Below are 17,635 nucleotides of genomic sequence, written 5' to 3' on the forward strand. Positions count from 1 at the left end.
AGCTATGATACTAAGCAAACGTGAAGAAGATCTTCTAAAAGCTTTCCTTCAAATAGGAAAGCTTTCGTTGAAGGAAATGACCGAAATTTTACAAGTTTCCTCACGGACAGTCTACCGAACCTTATCGGATTTAAGTCCTTATTTGGATTCCAAGGGAATAGAGCTCTTGAAGGAGGGACGAAAATATTATTTGGAAGGAGATTTAGCTCAGCTCACGGAGTCTCATGCTCAAGAAGTCCATAGTCCGAGTCGTCGTCAACTTTTAATGACTTACGATTTGTTGCTAGCCAGTCAAGTTGTGACAAACGAGCAGCTCCAAGAAACATATTCAGTATCTAATGTGACGGTGATTCAGGATATAGCAGCTATTGAAGTTAGACTAAGGGATTTTCAAATCCAATTATCCCGTACACAGGGCTATACTTTGTTAGGAACAGCTTCGCAGAAACGTCGTCTTCTTGCAATTCTTCTAGCAAATGCAATTAGTGTACAAGATTTTTGGATGGATCATTATGCAGAGTATGCTATTTTAGACCCCTCAAGAGTAGCGGTTTGTCGGCAATTATTTGAAGAATTTGTTCCGCTACTAGGAGAAGTGGATGCAAAACTCAAGCAGTTTTTCATCCTACTCTTGTCTCTAGCTAATGGTCAAGAGCAACTAGAGCAGTCTCTTGAATTATCTAAAGAAGCTCTTGAATTTTCCCAAAAATTGTTTCGAAAACTCTCTTTAGCAACCAAGCAATTTTATAATGTCCAAGAAATTGTCTATTTTGCTACGATGATTGATGAAGTGATCATTCGTCGTCAAGAGACTCCTCTCTTTCGAGAGAGTTTTGATAGTCGTTTTTATTACAGTGTCTCGCAACTCATTGATTCCGTTTCACGATTTAGTAAGAGTGATTTCATGAAGGACCAGTTGCTTTTTTCTTTCTTGTTTAACCACATACGGCTGAGTTTAGCAGTTCCAGTTCTATTTCCAGATGCCAAAACGGCAAATATGGCCTTTTTAACCAGTCAGGGAAATCCTTTTTTGCACCGTTTGGTTAGCTTACTGGTACAGGAGCTCTTTCCAGCTTACATGCACAATGAGTATGAATATGAATTAGTGACTTTGCATTTTGCAGCGAGTTTACGGAGAAGTCCAGAGATTTTCCCAATTCGTTTGTTACTTGTGACAGATGAGCGTCCTTTATCAGCAAGTGTTTTAGTTTCGAAAATCAAAACGATTGCTCCTTTTGTGGAGGGAATTGATGTAAAAAGCTCGAGTAAGTTAGAGCAGTTGCATCTAGAATCTTATGATTATTGTTTAACAACAAAACCTCTATCGAAACAAGAATTTCAGCTTATCTCCACTTTTCCAAGTACACAGGAAATGCTAGAATTACAAGAAACATTGCAGCAGGTTCAAGAAAATCGGACTGTAAGAGAACGAGGGACATTGGAGGAGAAGATTTATGATTTGCCAGCTTATCTAGAGGCGAGTCGTCATTTATTGGAGTCTTTTCGTTTAGTGGAATTGCCTTCTCAACCTTCCTTTGAGGCAGCAGTTGCTACCGTGGTTGGGCAATTGGAATCTGTTTTTGATTCTAATTATGTGACGGAGAAATTGTTGAATCGCTTTTATCAAAGTCCCTTGGCGATACCGCACACCAATTTGGCACTTCTTCATACCCAGACGAGTCAAGTGGGGACCAGTCAGTTTTTGATTGCACAATTGCCAAATTCTGTTTCCACCCTTTCGATGAACCAGGAGAGGGAGCCTGTTTCACGCTTGTTGATGATGGTGACACCAGTGGGAGAATTGGAAGAGGTTCGTGATTTGATGACAGCTATTAGCCAATCAATTATTGAAAATAAACTTTACACAGAGATTTACCGCACAGGTAATCAAGAAATTCTTTATCAACTTTTGAATACGATCTTTGCAGAAAAAATGAAAAAAATTGGAGAATAATTATGGAACTTCAAAACCAACTCATTCATCTAAACCAATCGTTTGCCAATAAGGAGGACGCTATTCGCTATTGTGGACGTCAATTGGTGAATGCTGGACACGTCCAAGAAGCTTATATTGAAGCTATGATTCAACGCAATGAAGATCTTTCCGTTTATATGGGAAATTTTATTGCCATTCCGCATGGAACGGACACGGCTAAGAAGGAAGTTCTATCTTCGGGTATTACGATTGTTCAAGTACCTGGGGGAGTTAATTTTGGAACAGAGGAAGATCCTCATATCGCAACGATTTTATTTGGAATTGCGGGTCTAGGGGATGATCATTTGGAAATGATTCAGAAAATCTCAATCTTTTGTGCCGATGTTGATAACGTTGTAAAATTAGCAGATGCTCAGAGTGTAGAAGAGATTAGAAAATTATTAGAAAGTGTAGCCTAGGAGGAAACGAGCTATGAAAAAAGCAGTTCATTTTGGTGCCGGAAACATTGGTCGTGGTTTTATTGGACAAGTTCTACATGATAACGACTTTGAAATTGCCTTTGTGGATGTCAATGAAGAGATTATCGGTGCACTGAATAAGAAACAAAGCTATACAATCGAGATTGCTCAAGAAGGTCAACCCAAGATTCATGTTTCACATGTTCGTGGTATCAATAATGCTCAGAATCCGGACCAAGTTATCCAAGCTATTGCCGAGGCAGATTTAATTACGACTGCTATTGGTCCTAATATCCTTCCCTTTATTGCAGAGCTTCTTGCTCGTGGCTTAGAAAAGCGATTAGCTCAACATAACCATCAAAATATAGATGTTTTAGCCTGTGAGAATATGATTGATGGATCAAGTTTTCTTGCTAAGGAGGTAGATACCTATCTATCTGAAGAAGGACGAGCTTATGTTAGGAAACATGTTGGTTTCCCAAATGCAGCTGTGGATCGGATTGTTCCAGCTCAAAGCCATGAAGATCCTCTGTATGTGGTGGTAGAACCCTTTAAAGAGTGGGTTGTGGAAACGAAAGGCATGAAAAATCCTCAACTTCGGTTAGAGCAGGTTCATTATGAGGAAGAGTTGGAACCTTTTATTGAACGGAAACTCTTCTCTGTAAACTCAGGACATGCTACCTCTGCTTATACTGGAGCTAAGTTTGGTGCGGATACGATTCTTGAAGCTTTGCAAAATTCAGAAGTCAAACATCAAGTTGAGGCCGTTTTGGCAGAAATCCGCAGCTTGTTGGTCGCTAAATGGGGCTTTGATCAAGCTAGTTTAGAAGATTACCACAAGGTTATTATCAATCGTTTTGAAAATCCATATATTGTTGATGACGTTGCGCGTGTAGCTAGGACGCCAATCCGAAAATTAGGATATGACGAACGTTTTATTCGTCCTATTCGTGAATTAGCAGAGCGTGATTTGTCTTACCAGCATTTGTTAGAAACGGTTGCCTCTGTGTTTGCTTATCGTGATGAAAACGATCCACAAGCTCTTGAATTACAGGAACTTATGGCTACAAAACCTTTGAGAGAAGTTGTGACACAGGTTACCAGTTTGAAAGAGGGAGCACTGTTGGATGCAATTGTAGCAGAATTGGAAAAATAGTTTGTAGTACCCTGTTGTTGCTTGTCTTTAGTGTTTTTTATTTAGAGGTTGGGTCTTGAGCCCAACCTTTTTGTATAGATATGGCTACCCCAACTGCTCATTTTATAAAAATACGAGGCTAGGCAAAAACTAACAATTTCCGGCTTCGCTTGAAATTTGAATAGAAAAAACAGCTTAGAATCAACGTTTTAATGACGTAATTCTAAGCTGTTTTCTAATTTTAGGACTTTTTGCTTAGCCTTGTTAATCAATTTATACCGATTTTTTGTAGGTTTCTGGTAAGGTTAGAATCATGAGTAAGTAGATAAGTGGTACGGCTAGGTAAAAGAGAGTTGATGGCCAATAGCCGATGTGTCCGTAAATCCAACTCCAGAAGTAGTTTAAGACGGTGTAAAGTCCGTAAGTGAGTCCCCAAATGATTCCAAACATTAGTGTGGCTTTTTGTGGATTCATATTTGGTAATTCATGAGGAATGTTGAGGTAAACAGCATATTGGTAGAAAATGAGGAAACCTGTGATGAAAAAGAATAGGTAACCGAGCCATGGGAGGCTAAGTAGGGCAATGCTCCCAATTCCCAAAGCCATAGCAAGAACAGCAAGGATTCCTAGTTGAATAAGGTAAGGTTTCCGAGGACGGTTTACAGGGCTCTTGAGGCGTACCAAGGTTCCGGCAATTCCACCACCTGAAATGGCACAGATCATATAACCAGAGACAAAGATTTCAGGAAATTCTTTTGCAAGTTGTCCTGGAATAGAGTTCAAGGACATAACATAGAGAATGAGGAAGGCTGCAAACCCAGTGGCAAAGCGCCAAACAAACGGATCTTTGACAGCTTGCGCATAAGAATATGGAGTTTCTTGAGTTTGTGCTTGATTGGTACTTGTTTCAAAGTCTTGAGCTTTTAAGAACCAAAGTACAAATAGAACAACTGCTACGAGGGCAACTGCGGACAAGGTGATTCGCCAATCGAAACGAAGAGCATCAGCCCATAGAACGAAAGCAATCGCAATGATGAAAGCACCAATGTTGTAGCTTGCTGTAATGAGCGAAGAGTAGAAAATTTTGTTTTCTTGACTTACAAAGCGAACAACGATCGGATTCATATAGACCATAATCATGGATCCTCCTAGAGCCATGATCATGCGTGCGATGATGTAGAGCCAGTAATTAGGCATCCATACTGCAACAAGAGCAAAGCAGAGCAGCCCGATAGCAATTAAAGCGGAGCGCTTGATTCCGAATTTAACGAGCACAGCTGCAGCTAAGAAATTGGCAATAACACGTGCTACGGTGATAGTGTAGTTAACCATCTCAGAGATGGTTGGGTCAACCCCTTTATCTCCGAAGAAAGTAGCAACGATTTGCGGACCGAGGGTAGAGCCACCAACCCAGCTAGCCGCGAAAGTAATATAAGCAAGTAAGAGGGTATAGAACATTAAGATACCCGTCTTATTAGAAATTGTTTTGGTTTCCATAAAAACCTCCTTATTTGATAGCGCTTACAAGTAATAGTATAACACCTCCCAGTCGGTCTGTAAAAGAACTTGACTTGGAATTTGCTAGGAGAGCACAACTTTTGCGAGACTGCAATCGGTTGTTGCCTTTTTATTGAATTAAGGGTATAATAGACTTGTTGAAAGAGATTGTAACCATACAAGTTACTCTTTTCACAATAAATTTTTTGATTTTCATAAGGAGGAAATCACGAATGGTAGTTAAAGTTGGTATCAACGGTTTCGGACGTATCGGACGCCTTGCTTTCCGTCGTATTCAAGAAGTAGAAGGTGTTGAAGTAGTACGTATCAACGACCTTACAGATCCAGTTATGCTTGCACACTTGTTGAAATACGATACAACTCAAGGTCGTTTCAACGGTACTGTTGAAGTTAAAGATGGTGGATTTGATGTAAACGGTAAGTTCGTTAAAGTATCTGCTGAGCGTGACCCAGAGCAAATTGACTGGGCTAACGATGGCGTTGAGATCGTTCTTGAAGCAACTGGATTCTTTGCAAGCAAAGAAGCTGCTGAAAAACACCTTAAAGGTGGAGCGAAGAAAGTTGTTATCACTGCCCCAGGTGGAAATGACGTGAAAACTGTTGTCTTCAACACAAACCACGACATTCTTGATGGAAGTGAAACAGTTATCTCTGGTGCTTCATGTACTACAAACTGCTTGGCTCCAATGGCTAAAGCTCTTCACGATAACTTTGGCGTGAAACAAGGTTTGATGACTACAATCCACGGTTACACAGGAGACCAAATGGTTCTTGACGGTCCACACCGTGGTGGTGACCTTCGTCGTGCTCGCGCAGCAGCAGCAAACATCGTACCAAACTCAACTGGTGCGGCTAAAGCGATCGGTCTTGTTATTCCAGAATTGAATGGTAAACTTGACGGTGCTGCACAACGTGTACCAGTTCCAACAGGATCTGTTACTGAGTTGGTAGCTGTTCTTGATAAGAACGTAACTGCTGATGAAGTGAATGCAGCAATGAAAGCAGCTGCAAATGAGTCATACGGATATACTGAAGATCAAATCGTTTCTTCAGACATCGTAGGTATGTCATACGGTTCATTGTTCGACGCAACTCAAACAAAAGTTCTTGACGTTGATGGTGAGCAATTGGTGAAAGTTGTTTCATGGTATGACAACGAAATGTCTTACACTGCTCAATTGGTTCGTACACTTGAGTACTTTGCAAAACTTGCAAAATAATCAATGAGTGAGAAGTCCGCCCTTGGCGGGCTTTTTTTGAGTGTGCGATTAAGTAAAGGGATGGTGCTAAAAGGTGAGGGGAGAGCATGTAAGGATGAGAAAGCTTATCTTTTGCGACTGGGATTTGAGTAGAGTTTTTTTGAAGGTAAATCCTAGATAAGTTTTTTGTTTTCTTTCTCACAATGAGAGCAAGTGTGGTATAATGGAAAGGTATAAAAAATTTAAAGGGGTTTTTGTATCATGGCAAAAATGACTGTAAAAGACGTTGAATTGAAGGGCAAGAAGGTTCTTGTTCGTGTGGACTTTAACGTGCCTTTGAAAGATGGCGTTATTACAAATGATAACCGTATCACAGCTGCTCTTCCAACAATCAAGTATATTCTTGAACAAGGTGGACGTGCAATCTTGTTCTCTCACCTTGGTCGTGTAAAAGAAGAAGCAGATAAAGAAGGAAAATCATTGGCACCGGTTGCTGCAGCACTTGCTGAAAAATTGGGTCAAGAAGTTGTCTTTATTCCTGGTGCAACTCGTGGAGCTGAATTAGAAGCAGCTATCAATGCTTTGGAAGATGGTCAAGTTCTTCTAGTTGAAAATACTCGTTTTGAAGATGTAGACGGTAAAAAAGAATCTAAAAATGATGCTGAATTGGGTCAATACTGGGCTTCTCTTGGAGATGGCATCTTTGTAAATGATGCTTTTGGTACAGCACACCGTGCACATGCTTCAAACGTTGGTATCTCTGCGAACGTTGAGCAAGCAGTAGCAGGTTTCCTTTTGGAAAATGAGATTGCTTATATTCAAGAGGCAGTGGATAATCCAGTCCGTCCATTCGTAGCAATTCTTGGTGGATCAAAAGTTTCAGATAAGATTGGTGTTATCGAAAACTTGCTTGAAAAAGCTGACAAAGTCTTGATCGGTGGTGGAATGACTTACACATTCTTCAAAGCACAAGGGATTGAAATTGGAAATTCACTTGTTGAAGAAGATAAGTTGGATGTGGCAAAAGCTCTTCTTGAAAAAGCAAACGGTAAATTGATCTTGCCAGTAGACTCTAAAGAAGCAAATGCTTTTGCAGATTATACAGAAGTTCGTGATACAGAAGGTGAAGCTGTTTCTGAAGGCTTCCTTGGTTTGGATATTGGTCCTAAGTCTATTGCTAAATTTGACGAGGCTTTGACAGGGGCTAAGACAGTTGTCTGGAATGGACCAATGGGTGTTTTTGAAAACCCTGATTTCCAAGCAGGTACTATCGGTGTTATGGATGCCATTGTGAAACAGCCAGAAGTGAAATCAATTATCGGTGGTGGTGATTCTGCTGCAGCAGCAATCAATCTTGGCCGTGCAGATAAATTCTCATGGATTTCAACTGGTGGTGGTGCTTCAATGGAATTGCTTGAAGGAAAAGTACTTCCAGGTTTGGCAGCCTTGACTGAAAAATAAGAATGATCGCTAAGGTTGGGAGGACGGTAGTCCCCCAACTTTTTACTTTGGGTAAATCATTTATGAATATACTTCGTTATTTTAAACGTTACCGTTTTGATCCTAAGAAATTTCGTCTAGGTATGCGGACTTTTAAAACCGGTTTATCGGTTTTTCTAGTCTTGCTCTGTTTTCATTGGTTTGGATGGGACGGTATGCAGATTGCAGCTTTAACAGCAATTTTTAGTTTGCGGGAGGATTTTAATCAGAGTGTTCATTTTGGGATGTCCCGTGTGATTGCGAATAGTATTGGTGGATTCTATGCCCTCTTTTATTTTGTTTTAGAGCGGGCTTTTCCAGGGAATTCTTGGGTTCTTCTTTTAGGTGTTCCGATAGGGGTCATGTTGACAATCATGACTTGTGTGGCGACAAATACAGGTGGTGCGATTATTGGAGGTTCCGCGGCTTTCTTGATTATTAGTTTATCGATTCCATCTGGTGAATCGGTGCTCTATGTTTTTACTAGAGTTTTGGAAACTTTTTTTGGTGTATTTGTGGCGATTTTGGTGAATTATGATATTAATCGAATACGGAGCATACTACTAAAAAGAACAAGTTAGAAAAACTGACATGACATCTTGACAGATGTCTTGCCTGGTTTTATAATGGATAACAGAAAGGTTCGAATGATGAAAGAAAAAGAATTACGTCGCCATCTTGCTGTTTTTCCTATGTCGAGTGTAAGAAAATTGACGGATCTCACGGATCGTCAAATCCGTTATTACGAAGAGCATGGTTTGGTTAAACCAGAGCGAAACGAGGGGAATCGTCGTCTTTTTTCATTAAATGATATGGATCGCTTATTGGAAATCAAAGATTTGCTAGCGGAGGGCTATTCCATTGCGGAGATTAAAGATCGCTTTCATCAACGTGAACAAAAGTCACGTCAGAAGATGAGCGATAAGGCTGTTCGCAAAGCACTACATCGAGATATTGTGCGCGAAGGGCCATTTGCTTCCGGAGGCGGCACTTTTCACTCTTTAGGACCTAACCATTTATAAGAAGGAGTTTCCTATGTCTGTTACCGCAGAGCAAATTCGTCGAGAAGTAAAAGAAAAGAATGTTACCTTTATCCGTCTGATGTTTACGGATATCCTGGGAACAATGAAGAATGTTGAGATTCCAGCCACAGATGAACAATTAGATAAGGTTCTCAGCAATAAAGCTATGTTCGATGGATCTTCAATCGAAGGTTTTGTACGGATCAATGAGTCAGATATGTACCTCTATCCAGATTTGGATACGTGGATTGTTTTCCCATGGGGAGATGAGAATGGTAGTGTTGGTGGTTTGATTTGTGATGTTTATACCACTGAAGGCGAACCATTTGCAGGAGATCCTCGTTCTAATTTGAAAAAATCTTTGAAACAGATGCAAGAAGCTGGTTTCTCTTCTTTCAATTTGGGACCAGAGCCAGAGTTCTTCCTCTTTAAAATGGATGAACAAGGGAAACCCACTTTGGAAGTCAATGATAAGGGAGGCTACTTTGATTTAGCCCCAACAGACTTGGCAGATAATACCCGTCGGGAGATCGTCAATGTTTTAACCAAGATGGGCTTTGAAGTAGAAGCAAGTCACCATGAGGTAGCAGTTGGTCAGCATGAGATTGACTTTAAATATGACGATGTTCTACGAGCTTGTGATAAAATTCAGCTTTTTAAGCTAGTTGTTAAGACGATTGCTCGGAAACACGGTATGTATGCAACCTTTATGGCAAAACCTAAGCATGGGATTGCGGGTTCTGGAATGCACTGCAATATGTCTCTATTCGGACCGGATGGTCAAAATGCCTTCTTTGATCCAGAAGATCCAAATGGTATGCAGCTATCGCAAACAGCCTACTACTTCTTAGGCGGCTTGTTGAAACATGCTTATCATTATACTGCTGTGATGAATCCGACCGTTAATTCCTACAAACGTTTAGTTCCAGGTTATGAAGCTCCTGTTTATATTGCTTGGGCAGGTCGTAATCGTTCGCCATTAGTACGGGTACCGGCAAGTCGTGGGATGGGAACTCGTTTGGAACTTCGTTCAGTAGATCCAATGGCAAATCCATATATTGCTATGGCAGTGCTATTGGAAGTAGGCTTGGATGGGATTGCCAACCGTATTGAGGCTCCAGAACCAATTGAGTCCAATATTTATACCATGTCACCAGAAGAGCGTAAGGAAGCGGGAATTACGGATTTACCGTCGACTCTTCATAATGCTCTTAAGGCTTTGACGGAAGATGAAGTGGTGAAGGCAGCTATGGGAGAGCATATCTATACCAATTTCTTAGAAGCTAAGCGGATTGAATGGGCAAGCTATGCAACTTATGTTTCGCAATGGGAGATTGAGAATTACTTAGAGATGTATTAAGAATCTGAGGGTCTAGTGTCATTGCTAGGCCTTTCTTTGAAAGCTAAGAGGTTAGAGGATGGAGCATAGAAAAATAGAGAGGGACTACCTAGAGAGGCTAAAGTCGGATTTAGTGTTTGAAAAGCAACACTGGGTTCTATTAGTAGCTGCAGTATTGGTGGGCTGTATCGGGTTGAATTTAAATGCAATACCGATGATTTTGGGTGCTAAGCTCCTATCCCCCTTAATGCCATCAATTATTGGCATAGGTGTTGGTTTATCGTATGTAGATCTCTCTCTTATCAGACGCTCCTGCTGGTTGGTATTTATACAAGTGGTAGTTGCTGTCCTTCTGGCTGTTTTCTATTTTTGCTTGTCTCCGCTGAAGCTAGCTGGTTCAGAGTTAGAGAGTCAGGTGGCTCCAACTATTGGGAATGTTCTAGTGGCTTTTATCGGTGGAATCGTCGGGGCTATTGGAGTTCGTCGGACGGAAGTCCATCATCTTGCGGTTGGTGTGGCTCTTGCGACCTCTTTGGTTCCCCCGCTTTGTGCAGCTGGTTATGGGATTGCAACTGGTCAGTTAGCCTATGTAAAGGGAAGTCTTTATTTATTTGGTATCAATGTTTTCTTTATTCTATTAGGTCATTATCTTGTGTCTCAAGCTTTTAAGCAGACTGGAAAACGTTGCACGTTAACTTACGCGGTATACGTTATAGTGATGGGACTAAGTTTGTTGTTAGCTATCCCAGCTAAAGTTGCGACAGATAAACGGATGGTTGAGGAGAATATTCGATTGTTTGTGGAACATCAATTGCCTGAACAAAGCGTCTTAAGCCAACGTTTTGATGATGAGAAGAAAGAACTGCGGCTGATTGTGATAGGTCCTAAGTTAACAGCCGCCGATGTTCAAGAAATTGTACATCGCCAAAAAGAGTATGGCTTAGAGGAACTGAAGGTAGTTGTGCAGCAGGTCTCTACTTTTGAAGGAGGAGAGACAGATATTGATTAATGCTGTTTTGAAATGAGTTTTATGAGTTGGAGGATTTCGAGATGAGAGTAAAGAAAATTGGAATTGTGAGCCTTTCGAGTGGGATACTCGGGGAGGATTTTATTGCACATGAACTGGAGCTAGGCTTGCGTCGCTTGCAAAATTTAGGTATAGAAGTTGTGACTTTGCCCAATGCTTTGAAGGGAGTGGATTACTTAGACCAACATCCAGAGGCGCGTGCTCAAGATTTGTTGGATGCATTTGCAGACCCTTCATTGGATATGATCCTTTGTGCCATTGGAGGTTTCGATACGTATCGCCTGCTCCCGTATCTTTTGGCAGACGATCAACTCAAGCAGGTCTTATCTCCTAAAATTTTCTTAGGATTTTCGGATACGACTATCAACCACCTCATGTTGCATCAGCTCGGCTTACAGACTTTTTATGGGCAAGCTTTTCTGCCAGACGTCTGTGAATTAGCCGATGATATGCTCCCCTATACGCGTTCTTATTTTGAAGAACTTGTGGAAAAAGGGAAGATTGAAGAGATTCGTCCAAGCACGCTTTGGTATCAAGAAAGGGAAGACTTCAGTCCCGCTGGTCTGGGGAAAGCCATGCCTTCTCAGCCAAATCAAGGTTTTCTCCACTTGCAAGGTCCGAGTACTTTTACGGGCTCCATCCTTGGAGGGTGTCTCGAGTCTCTCTATGAAATACTTGAGGGTGGTCGCTTCCCAGATCAGGTAGAACTTTGTCAAAAATACCAACTCTTCCCAAGTTTGGAGGATTGGTCGGGGAAAATCCTTCTCTTGGAAACCAGTGAGGAAAAACCTAGTCCAAAGGACTTTGAGAAGATGCTTCGGACCTTGAAGGATTATGGTCTTTTTGAGGTTGTCACGGGACTTCTTTTTGGAAAACCACAGGATCAGATCTATATGGAGGAGTATCATCAAATCTTGGTAGATGTCATCGATAATCCAGATTTTCCAATTTTGGCCAATCTCAATATCGGGCATGCGACCCCACGCTGTATCCTTCCTTTTGGAGTTGACGTCCAAGTAGACGCTCTGGAGCAGGTGATTACCTGTTTAGAAAGCTAAAAAGCAGTGAGTTGAACTCACTGCTTTTCGTCGTCTGGTGTTAAGACCATTGGGATAATAATTGGTTCCCGTTCTGTGTTTTCATAAAGGAAAGGTCTTAGCGCATTGACAATCGCACCATTAACGGATTGAATGCTGGCTTCTTTATTCTTCAAGGCGATACGAATAGCGTTGAAGAGAATGCGTTGGCTTTGGCGAATTAGATCACCTGATTCACGCATATAGATGAAACCACGGCTAAGGATATCTGGACCTGCTAGAATCATCTTGCTCTTGAAGTCAACAGTTGCAACAGCTAAGACAACACCATCCTCTGATAAGTCTTTGCGATCACGAAGTACGGCGGCTCCGATTTCCCCGATTCGGTTTCCATCTACGTAAATATCTTGAGCATTGAAATGGCCAGCGATACGAGCAGAGTTGGCCGTTAGAGCGAGCACATCTCCGTTTTTCATGATAAAGACATTATCTTTTTCTACGCCTGTGTCAACAGCTAGTTGGGCATGGATTTTTTGCATGCGGTACTCACCGTGTACGGGCATAAAGTATTTCGGTTTAATCAAGCGAAGCATGAGCTTTTGCTCCTGTTGACCACCGTGTCCGGAAGTATGGATGTTATTGATTTTTCCATGAACAACATCAACTCCAGCTTCAATGATCTTGTTGATCAATTTATTCACGCTGGTTGTATTTCCAGGAATAGGACTGGAGGAGAAAATCACGGTATCTCCAGGTTGAAGTTGTACTTGACGGTGGGTTCCATTCGCGATTCGTGATAGGGCAGCCATGGATTCTCCTTGACTACCGGTACACATGATGAGGATTTCTTCTGCTGGATATTCCTTGATTTCGTTAGGTTCAATAAAGGTTCCTTTGGGAACTTTGATGTATCCTAACTCAATTCCGTTAAGAATTGCTTTCTCCATCGAACGACCAAAGACAACAATTTTACGACCGGTTTTGACAGCAGCTTCAGCAGCTTGCTGGAGTCGGAAAATGTTGGAAGCAAAGGAAGCAAAAATAATACGTCCCTCAATGTCTTCGATGATTTTCATGATGGATTGTCCCACCACTTTTTCAGAGTTTGTAAAGGTTGGAATCTCGGCATTGGTCGAATCAGAGAGTAAGACCAAGACTCCAGATTCTCCGATGGCAGCCATTCGATGCAAATCAGCAGGCTCACCGACAGGGGTGAAATCAAATTTGAAGTCACCGGTACAAACAATCTTACCTTGTGGACTGTGAATAACAATTCCTAGTGGCTCTGGAATGGAGTGGGTTGTACGGAAGAAAGTAGCTTTGAGGTGCTTGAATTGTAGCTCACTATTGTGATTGATTTCAAAGAGCTTAGCGTCCCGTAGCAATCCATGTTCTTCTAATTTTCCGCGAATAAGAGCCAGTGCCAAAGGTCCTGCATAGATAGGAATGTTGGCTTGTTTGAGGAGGAAAGGAATACCTCCGATGTGATCTTCGTGACCATGAGTGATTAAGACTCCTTTGACACGATCGATATTGTCGACGATATAGGAGTAGTCTGGAATGACGTAGTCAATACCGAGTAAATCATCTTCGGGAAATTTGATTCCAGCGTCAACAATGAGGATCTCATCTTGGTACTCAATACCATAGGTGTTTTTCCCAATTTCTCCGAGTCCACCAATGGCAAAGACTCCTACTTCCTCTTTTTTTAGCTGGTAGCTCATGATGGGAACTCCGTTAATGCGAAGTGTTCATTTTCTTGCTCGTAGGCTAGGTGATTCTCGGAGAGAGCTTCAATCAACTCAATATTATAGGCGGTATTGGCTTCTACTAATTGCCGTGCTTTGATGCGGCCTTCTAATTCTGTCTGCGCATCGATGTCTAGATAGAGAGAGCGGGTAGTTTCTCGACGGGGACTCCGATCTTTGACTTCTTGGTAATAGACTTTAAAAATCATAGGTTATCCTTTCTAGTATTGCGAATTTCATAGGAAAAGGAAGGAGCGATATACAGAAGAACCAACTCCTTCCTCTCAGTATAATTAGATTTTGTTTCGTTGCAATAATGCTGATTATATCATAAAATAAAAGGGATAATCAAGTAAGGACGATAGAATCATATGAAAGTTTTAGCCATGGATACCTCCAATCAAGCTTTGTCGGTAGCCTTGTTGGATGGTGATAAAATGGTCGGACAAGTCACCTTGGCCATGAAGAAAAATCACAGTATTACCTTGATGCCGACCATCGATTTTTTATGCCAATCTTGTGATGTAAAACCGGCGGACTTGAATCGGATTGTGGTAGCTTATGGCCCCGGTTCTTATACAGGGGTGCGTATTGCCGTGACGACAGCCAAAGTATTGGCTCAGACGCTTGGAATTGAGCTAGTCGCAGTTTCGAGTTTAAGAGCACTAGTTCCAGCAGATCTACTGAAGCCGGTTGTGTCTTTAGTGGATGCTCGGCGTAACCATGTATATGCTGGTTTCTATCAGGGGGATACGGTGTTGCATGAAGAAGGCTATTATGCGATAGAATCTGTTTTAGAGCTAGTTAAGGATTGGTCTGAGGTCACTTTTGTTGGCGAGGTTGCGGCTTTTGAAGAGCTGATTCATCAGACCTTGCCCCATGCAAGGATTCGCGCTACCCTACCGGATGCAGGGGTTCTAGCTCAGGTATCAGATGCACAGCCGATCTTACCTCATGCTCTCGTTCCTAATTATTTAAAACGGGTAGAGGCAGAGGAGCAATGGCTGGAGAAGCAGGGAGTTGAGGACCACGGGGAGTCCTATATTCGACGCGTATGAAGTCATTATCTAGTCAGCAGATATTTGATTTTTTAAATCAGGTGTATCCGAAGGGGGCTCCCTGGACTCAGAAAATGATTGCTCAGGATTTGGAGCGTGAGGATATTCATTTCTATGTTCTACGAGAAGGAGCCGATTTGGTGGCGCTTTGTGTGTTCCAAGACTTGACAGGGGAGCGAGAGATTCTACAAGTGGGGGTTTTACCGACCTATCGTGGCCGCGGCCTTGCTCGGCGTCTGTTGGACTCGCTTCCCAAGGGACAACCCTATTTTTTAGAGGTAAGGGAGTCGAATCAAGTTGCTCGTAGGCTTTATGAATCTGTAGGATTTGTGGAAGTAGGTCGACGTCCAGCCTATTACCAGAATCCACTCGAGGATGCCTTAGTGATGAAAGGAGAGTTTCATGAAAGAAACGATTATTCTGGCGTTTGAGACTTCTTGTGATGAAACCAGTGTGGCTGTGTTAAAAGATGGAGAACTCGTATCTAACATCATTGCCAGCCAAATTGAGAGTCATAAACGCTTTGGTGGTGTGGTGCCCGAAGTTGCGAGTCGTCACCATGTGGAGATTATTACGGTCTGTATAGAGGAGGCTTTACAGGAAGCTGCGATTGAAGCAACAGATGTAGATGCTGTCGCAGTGACCTATGGTCCAGGTTTAGTTGGAGCTCTGTTAGTCGGGCTATCTGCGGCTAAAGCCTTTGCGTGGGCGCATGGGATTCCTTTGATTCCTGTGAACCACATGGCCGGTCACCTCATGGCAGCGCAGGACCAGGTAGACTTAGAATTTCCATTACTAGCTCTTTTGGTCAGTGGTGGCCATACGGAATTGGTCTATGTAACAGAGCCAGGGGAATACCATATTGTAGGCGAAACGCGCGATGATGCTGTCGGTGAAGCCTACGATAAGGTGGGACGTGTGATGGGTCTTTCTTACCCAGCGGGTCGACAGATTGATGAGTTGGCTCATCAAGGTCGAGATGTTTACAATTTTCCTCGAGCGATGTTGCAAGAAGATAATTTGGAGTTTTCTTTTTCAGGTTTAAAATCAGCCTTTATCAATCTTTATCATAATGCACAACAAAAGGGGCAAGAACTCAGTCAAGTGGATCTTGCAGCAAGTTTTCAAGCAGCGGTTTTGGATATCTTAATCGGAAAAACGAAAAAAGCTTTAGAGAAGTACCCTGTGAAGATGTTGGTTGTTGCAGGTGGTGTCGCAGCCAATACCGGTTTACGTCAGCGTCTAGCTGAGGAAATACAGGATATTCCGGTGGTGATTCCTCCTCTACGCTTGTGTGGTGATAATGCAGGAATGATTGCCTATGCGAGTGTGAGCGAATGGAATAAAGGACGTTTGGCTTCTTGGGATTTGAATGCGAAACCAAGTTTGGCCTTTCCAGTTCTTCGGGAACAGGCGATGTCAGAGGAGTAGTATCAAAAAACAGATGTCTCATGTGGTGCCCTCATCAGCACCTTGAAACATCTGTTTTTTAGGTTTTAGTCGTAGGAGATGGAACTACCAGCTACCCAACCGGTGGCAAGAGCACTGGTAATATTGAAGCCTCCCGTATGGGCATTGATATCCATGACTTCACCGGCAAAGTGCAAGCCTGGGATAAGCTTGCTTTCGAGGGTCTTAGGGTTGATTTCTTTAAGGTCAACTCCCCCCTTGGTTACAAAGGACTTAGCTAGAGACATTTTCCCTGTTACGGGAACCTGGAGGCCTTTGACTTTTAGTAGAACCTGCTCCCATTCTTTGGAAGGGATTTGTTTGATAGGCAGTTCGGCTAGATTTCCAAGTAAGAAGAGGGCCACCCGTTCGGGTAAGAGCGTTTTGAAGAAATTCTTGGCTTGCTTATCTCGGTTCTGCTCCAAGAGAGAGAGCAGTTCTTCCTTGGAGTGATCAGGGAGTAGATCAATTTCAATGGTTTCTCCGCCCTTGATGAAGGATGACATTCGTAAAGCGGCTGGGCCAGACAGACCAAAATGGGTAAAGAGGAGGTCGTGACGAATTTCTCGCTTGCCTAGTTTAAGGATGACCTCATCGAGAGAAATTCCTTGTAACTCTTTATGGGGAAAATCGGTTAGAACAGGACTCTCGGCAGCTTCTAATTCCGTGATATGATGCTGGAAGTGGCGAGCGATGTCATGACCGAATCCAGTGGATCCTGTGGAAGGGTAGGCTTTTCCACCGGTTGTGACAATTAGACGTTGGCAAGTCCACTCTTGATCAGCGGATCGTAGATGAAAAAGCTGGTCTTTTTTCTTAACCGACACAATTTCCGTTTGGGTCAGAATGGAAGCCCCTAGTGTCTTGATTTTTTTCTCCAAAGCTTCAATAATGGTCCGTGATTTATCGCTTTTGGGGAAGACCCGCCCATGATCTTCGACCTTAAGTTCCACTCCTTCTTCTTCAAAAAAACGAATAATGTCGTGGTTATCAAATTGGGAAAAGACGCTGTATAGAAAACGGCCATTACCAGGGATGTTGGTAATGAGATCTTCTAAAGTCCCGTTATTGGTGACATTACAGCGGCCGCCACCAGTTCCAGCTAGCTTCTTTCCTAGGCGACGATTTTTTTCGATGAGAAGGGTTTGTTGGCCATAGTAGGCACTCGCGATGGTGGCCATCATCCCCGCAGGTCCGCCACCTAATACAATAGTTTCAAAATGCTTCATA

17 protein-coding genes are annotated in these 17,635 nt (G+C 42.4%); 13 read left to right on the forward strand and 4 right to left on the reverse strand.

Annotation, left to right across the window (positions count from 1 at the left end):
* The first annotated feature begins 4 nt into the window (after positions 1-4).
* The 3 genes from ACXM1Q_RS02850 to ACXM1Q_RS02860 are packed head-to-tail and all read left to right on the forward strand — an operon-like array spanning position 5 to position 3,550.
* Positions 5-1,954, forward strand: a complete 1,950-nt coding sequence (locus ACXM1Q_RS02850) for a BglG family transcription antiterminator (RefSeq protein WP_458515988.1) — start codon at positions 5-7, stop codon at positions 1,952-1,954.
* Between the two features lie 2 nt (positions 1,955-1,956).
* Positions 1,957-2,394 carry a PTS sugar transporter subunit IIA gene (locus ACXM1Q_RS02855; protein ID WP_458515990.1) on the forward strand — a complete coding sequence of 146 codons (438 nt, stop codon included), beginning with the start codon at positions 1,957-1,959 and terminating at the stop codon, positions 2,392-2,394.
* Positions 2,395-2,407: 13 nt separating this feature from the next.
* The gene (locus ACXM1Q_RS02860; protein ID WP_458515992.1) at positions 2,408-3,550 is read left to right on the forward strand and encodes a mannitol-1-phosphate 5-dehydrogenase; all 1,143 of its coding nucleotides are present in this window, start codon (positions 2,408-2,410) and stop codon (positions 3,548-3,550) included.
* A 252-nt stretch (positions 3,551-3,802) separates the two neighbouring features.
* On the opposite strand, the gene ACXM1Q_RS02865 is transcribed toward ACXM1Q_RS02860, so the two are convergent.
* Complete coding sequence (locus tag ACXM1Q_RS02865) at positions 3,803-5,026, reverse strand: MFS transporter (RefSeq protein ID WP_458515994.1); 1,224 nt, start codon at positions 5,024-5,026, stop codon at positions 3,803-3,805.
* Between the two features lie 233 nt (positions 5,027-5,259).
* Here ACXM1Q_RS02865 and gap point away from each other — a divergent pair, with 233 nt between their 5' ends.
* The 7 genes from gap to ACXM1Q_RS02900 all read left to right on the forward strand — a co-directional run bounded on the left by gap (position 5,260) and on the right by ACXM1Q_RS02900 (position 12,171).
* A complete protein-coding gene (gene gap, locus ACXM1Q_RS02870; protein ID WP_135036440.1) occupies positions 5,260-6,267 on the forward strand; it encodes a type I glyceraldehyde-3-phosphate dehydrogenase in 1,008 nt (335 codons plus the stop codon).
* 240 nt (positions 6,268-6,507) lie between these two features.
* Complete coding sequence (locus ACXM1Q_RS02875) at positions 6,508-7,707, forward strand: phosphoglycerate kinase (RefSeq protein WP_458515997.1); 1,200 nt, start codon at positions 6,508-6,510, stop codon at positions 7,705-7,707.
* 62 nt (positions 7,708-7,769) lie between these two features.
* Positions 7,770-8,306: an FUSC family protein gene (locus ACXM1Q_RS02880; protein ID WP_458515999.1), complete on the forward strand. Its 537-nt coding sequence runs from the start codon at positions 7,770-7,772 to the stop codon at positions 8,304-8,306.
* A gap of 69 nt (positions 8,307-8,375) precedes the next feature.
* On the forward strand, positions 8,376-8,747 hold the full coding sequence (locus ACXM1Q_RS02885; RefSeq protein WP_458516042.1) for a MerR family transcriptional regulator: 372 nt from the start codon (positions 8,376-8,378) through the stop codon (positions 8,745-8,747).
* Between the two features lie 13 nt (positions 8,748-8,760).
* The gene (gene glnA, locus ACXM1Q_RS02890) at positions 8,761-10,107 is read left to right on the forward strand and encodes a type I glutamate--ammonia ligase (RefSeq protein ID WP_135036454.1); all 1,347 of its coding nucleotides are present in this window, start codon (positions 8,761-8,763) and stop codon (positions 10,105-10,107) included.
* Between the two features lie 58 nt (positions 10,108-10,165).
* On the forward strand, positions 10,166-11,095 hold the full coding sequence (locus ACXM1Q_RS02895; RefSeq protein WP_458516001.1) for a DUF389 domain-containing protein: 930 nt from the start codon (positions 10,166-10,168) through the stop codon (positions 11,093-11,095).
* Between the two features lie 41 nt (positions 11,096-11,136).
* Entirely contained in the window at positions 11,137-12,171 is a 1,035-nt protein-coding gene (locus ACXM1Q_RS02900; RefSeq protein WP_458516003.1) for a S66 family peptidase, read from the forward strand.
* A 17-nt stretch (positions 12,172-12,188) separates the two neighbouring features.
* On the opposite strand, the gene rnjA is transcribed toward ACXM1Q_RS02900, so the two are convergent.
* Complete coding sequence (gene rnjA / locus ACXM1Q_RS02905) at positions 12,189-13,874, reverse strand: ribonuclease J1 (protein WP_458516005.1); 1,686 nt, start codon at positions 13,872-13,874, stop codon at positions 12,189-12,191.
* On the reverse strand, positions 13,871-14,107 hold the full coding sequence (locus tag ACXM1Q_RS02910) for a DNA-dependent RNA polymerase subunit epsilon (RefSeq protein ID WP_458516007.1): 237 nt from the start codon (positions 14,105-14,107) through the stop codon (positions 13,871-13,873). Before ACXM1Q_RS02910 ends, rnjA begins: the two co-directional genes overlap by 4 nt.
* Positions 14,108-14,269: 162 nt before the next feature.
* Here ACXM1Q_RS02910 and tsaB point away from each other — a divergent pair, with 162 nt between their 5' ends.
* From tsaB to tsaD, 3 genes are read left to right on the forward strand one after another with little or no spacing between them, the layout of a single operon-like run.
* Positions 14,270-14,956 (forward strand): tRNA (adenosine(37)-N6)-threonylcarbamoyltransferase complex dimerization subunit type 1 TsaB, encoded by a 687-nt coding sequence (gene tsaB, locus ACXM1Q_RS02915; RefSeq protein WP_458516010.1) that lies wholly within the window; start codon positions 14,270-14,272, stop codon positions 14,954-14,956.
* Positions 14,953-15,387, forward strand: coding sequence for a ribosomal protein S18-alanine N-acetyltransferase (rimI, locus tag ACXM1Q_RS02920; protein WP_458516012.1), 435 nt, complete (start codon positions 14,953-14,955; stop codon positions 15,385-15,387). Before tsaB ends, rimI begins: the two co-directional genes overlap by 4 nt.
* Positions 15,359-16,387 (forward strand): tRNA (adenosine(37)-N6)-threonylcarbamoyltransferase complex transferase subunit TsaD, encoded by a 1,029-nt coding sequence (gene tsaD / locus ACXM1Q_RS02925; RefSeq protein WP_458516014.1) that lies wholly within the window; start codon positions 15,359-15,361, stop codon positions 16,385-16,387. The genes rimI and tsaD overlap by 29 nt, the downstream gene beginning before the upstream one ends.
* A gap of 65 nt (positions 16,388-16,452) precedes the next feature.
* Here the strand turns inward: tsaD and ACXM1Q_RS02930 are convergent, their stop codons facing one another.
* Positions 16,453-17,634, reverse strand: a complete 1,182-nt coding sequence (locus ACXM1Q_RS02930; RefSeq protein ID WP_458516016.1) for a BaiN/RdsA family NAD(P)/FAD-dependent oxidoreductase — start codon at positions 17,632-17,634, stop codon at positions 16,453-16,455.
* Position 17,635: the final 1 nt, after the last annotated feature.

It is taken from the genome of Streptococcus sp. 10F2 (assembly GCF_054331515.2).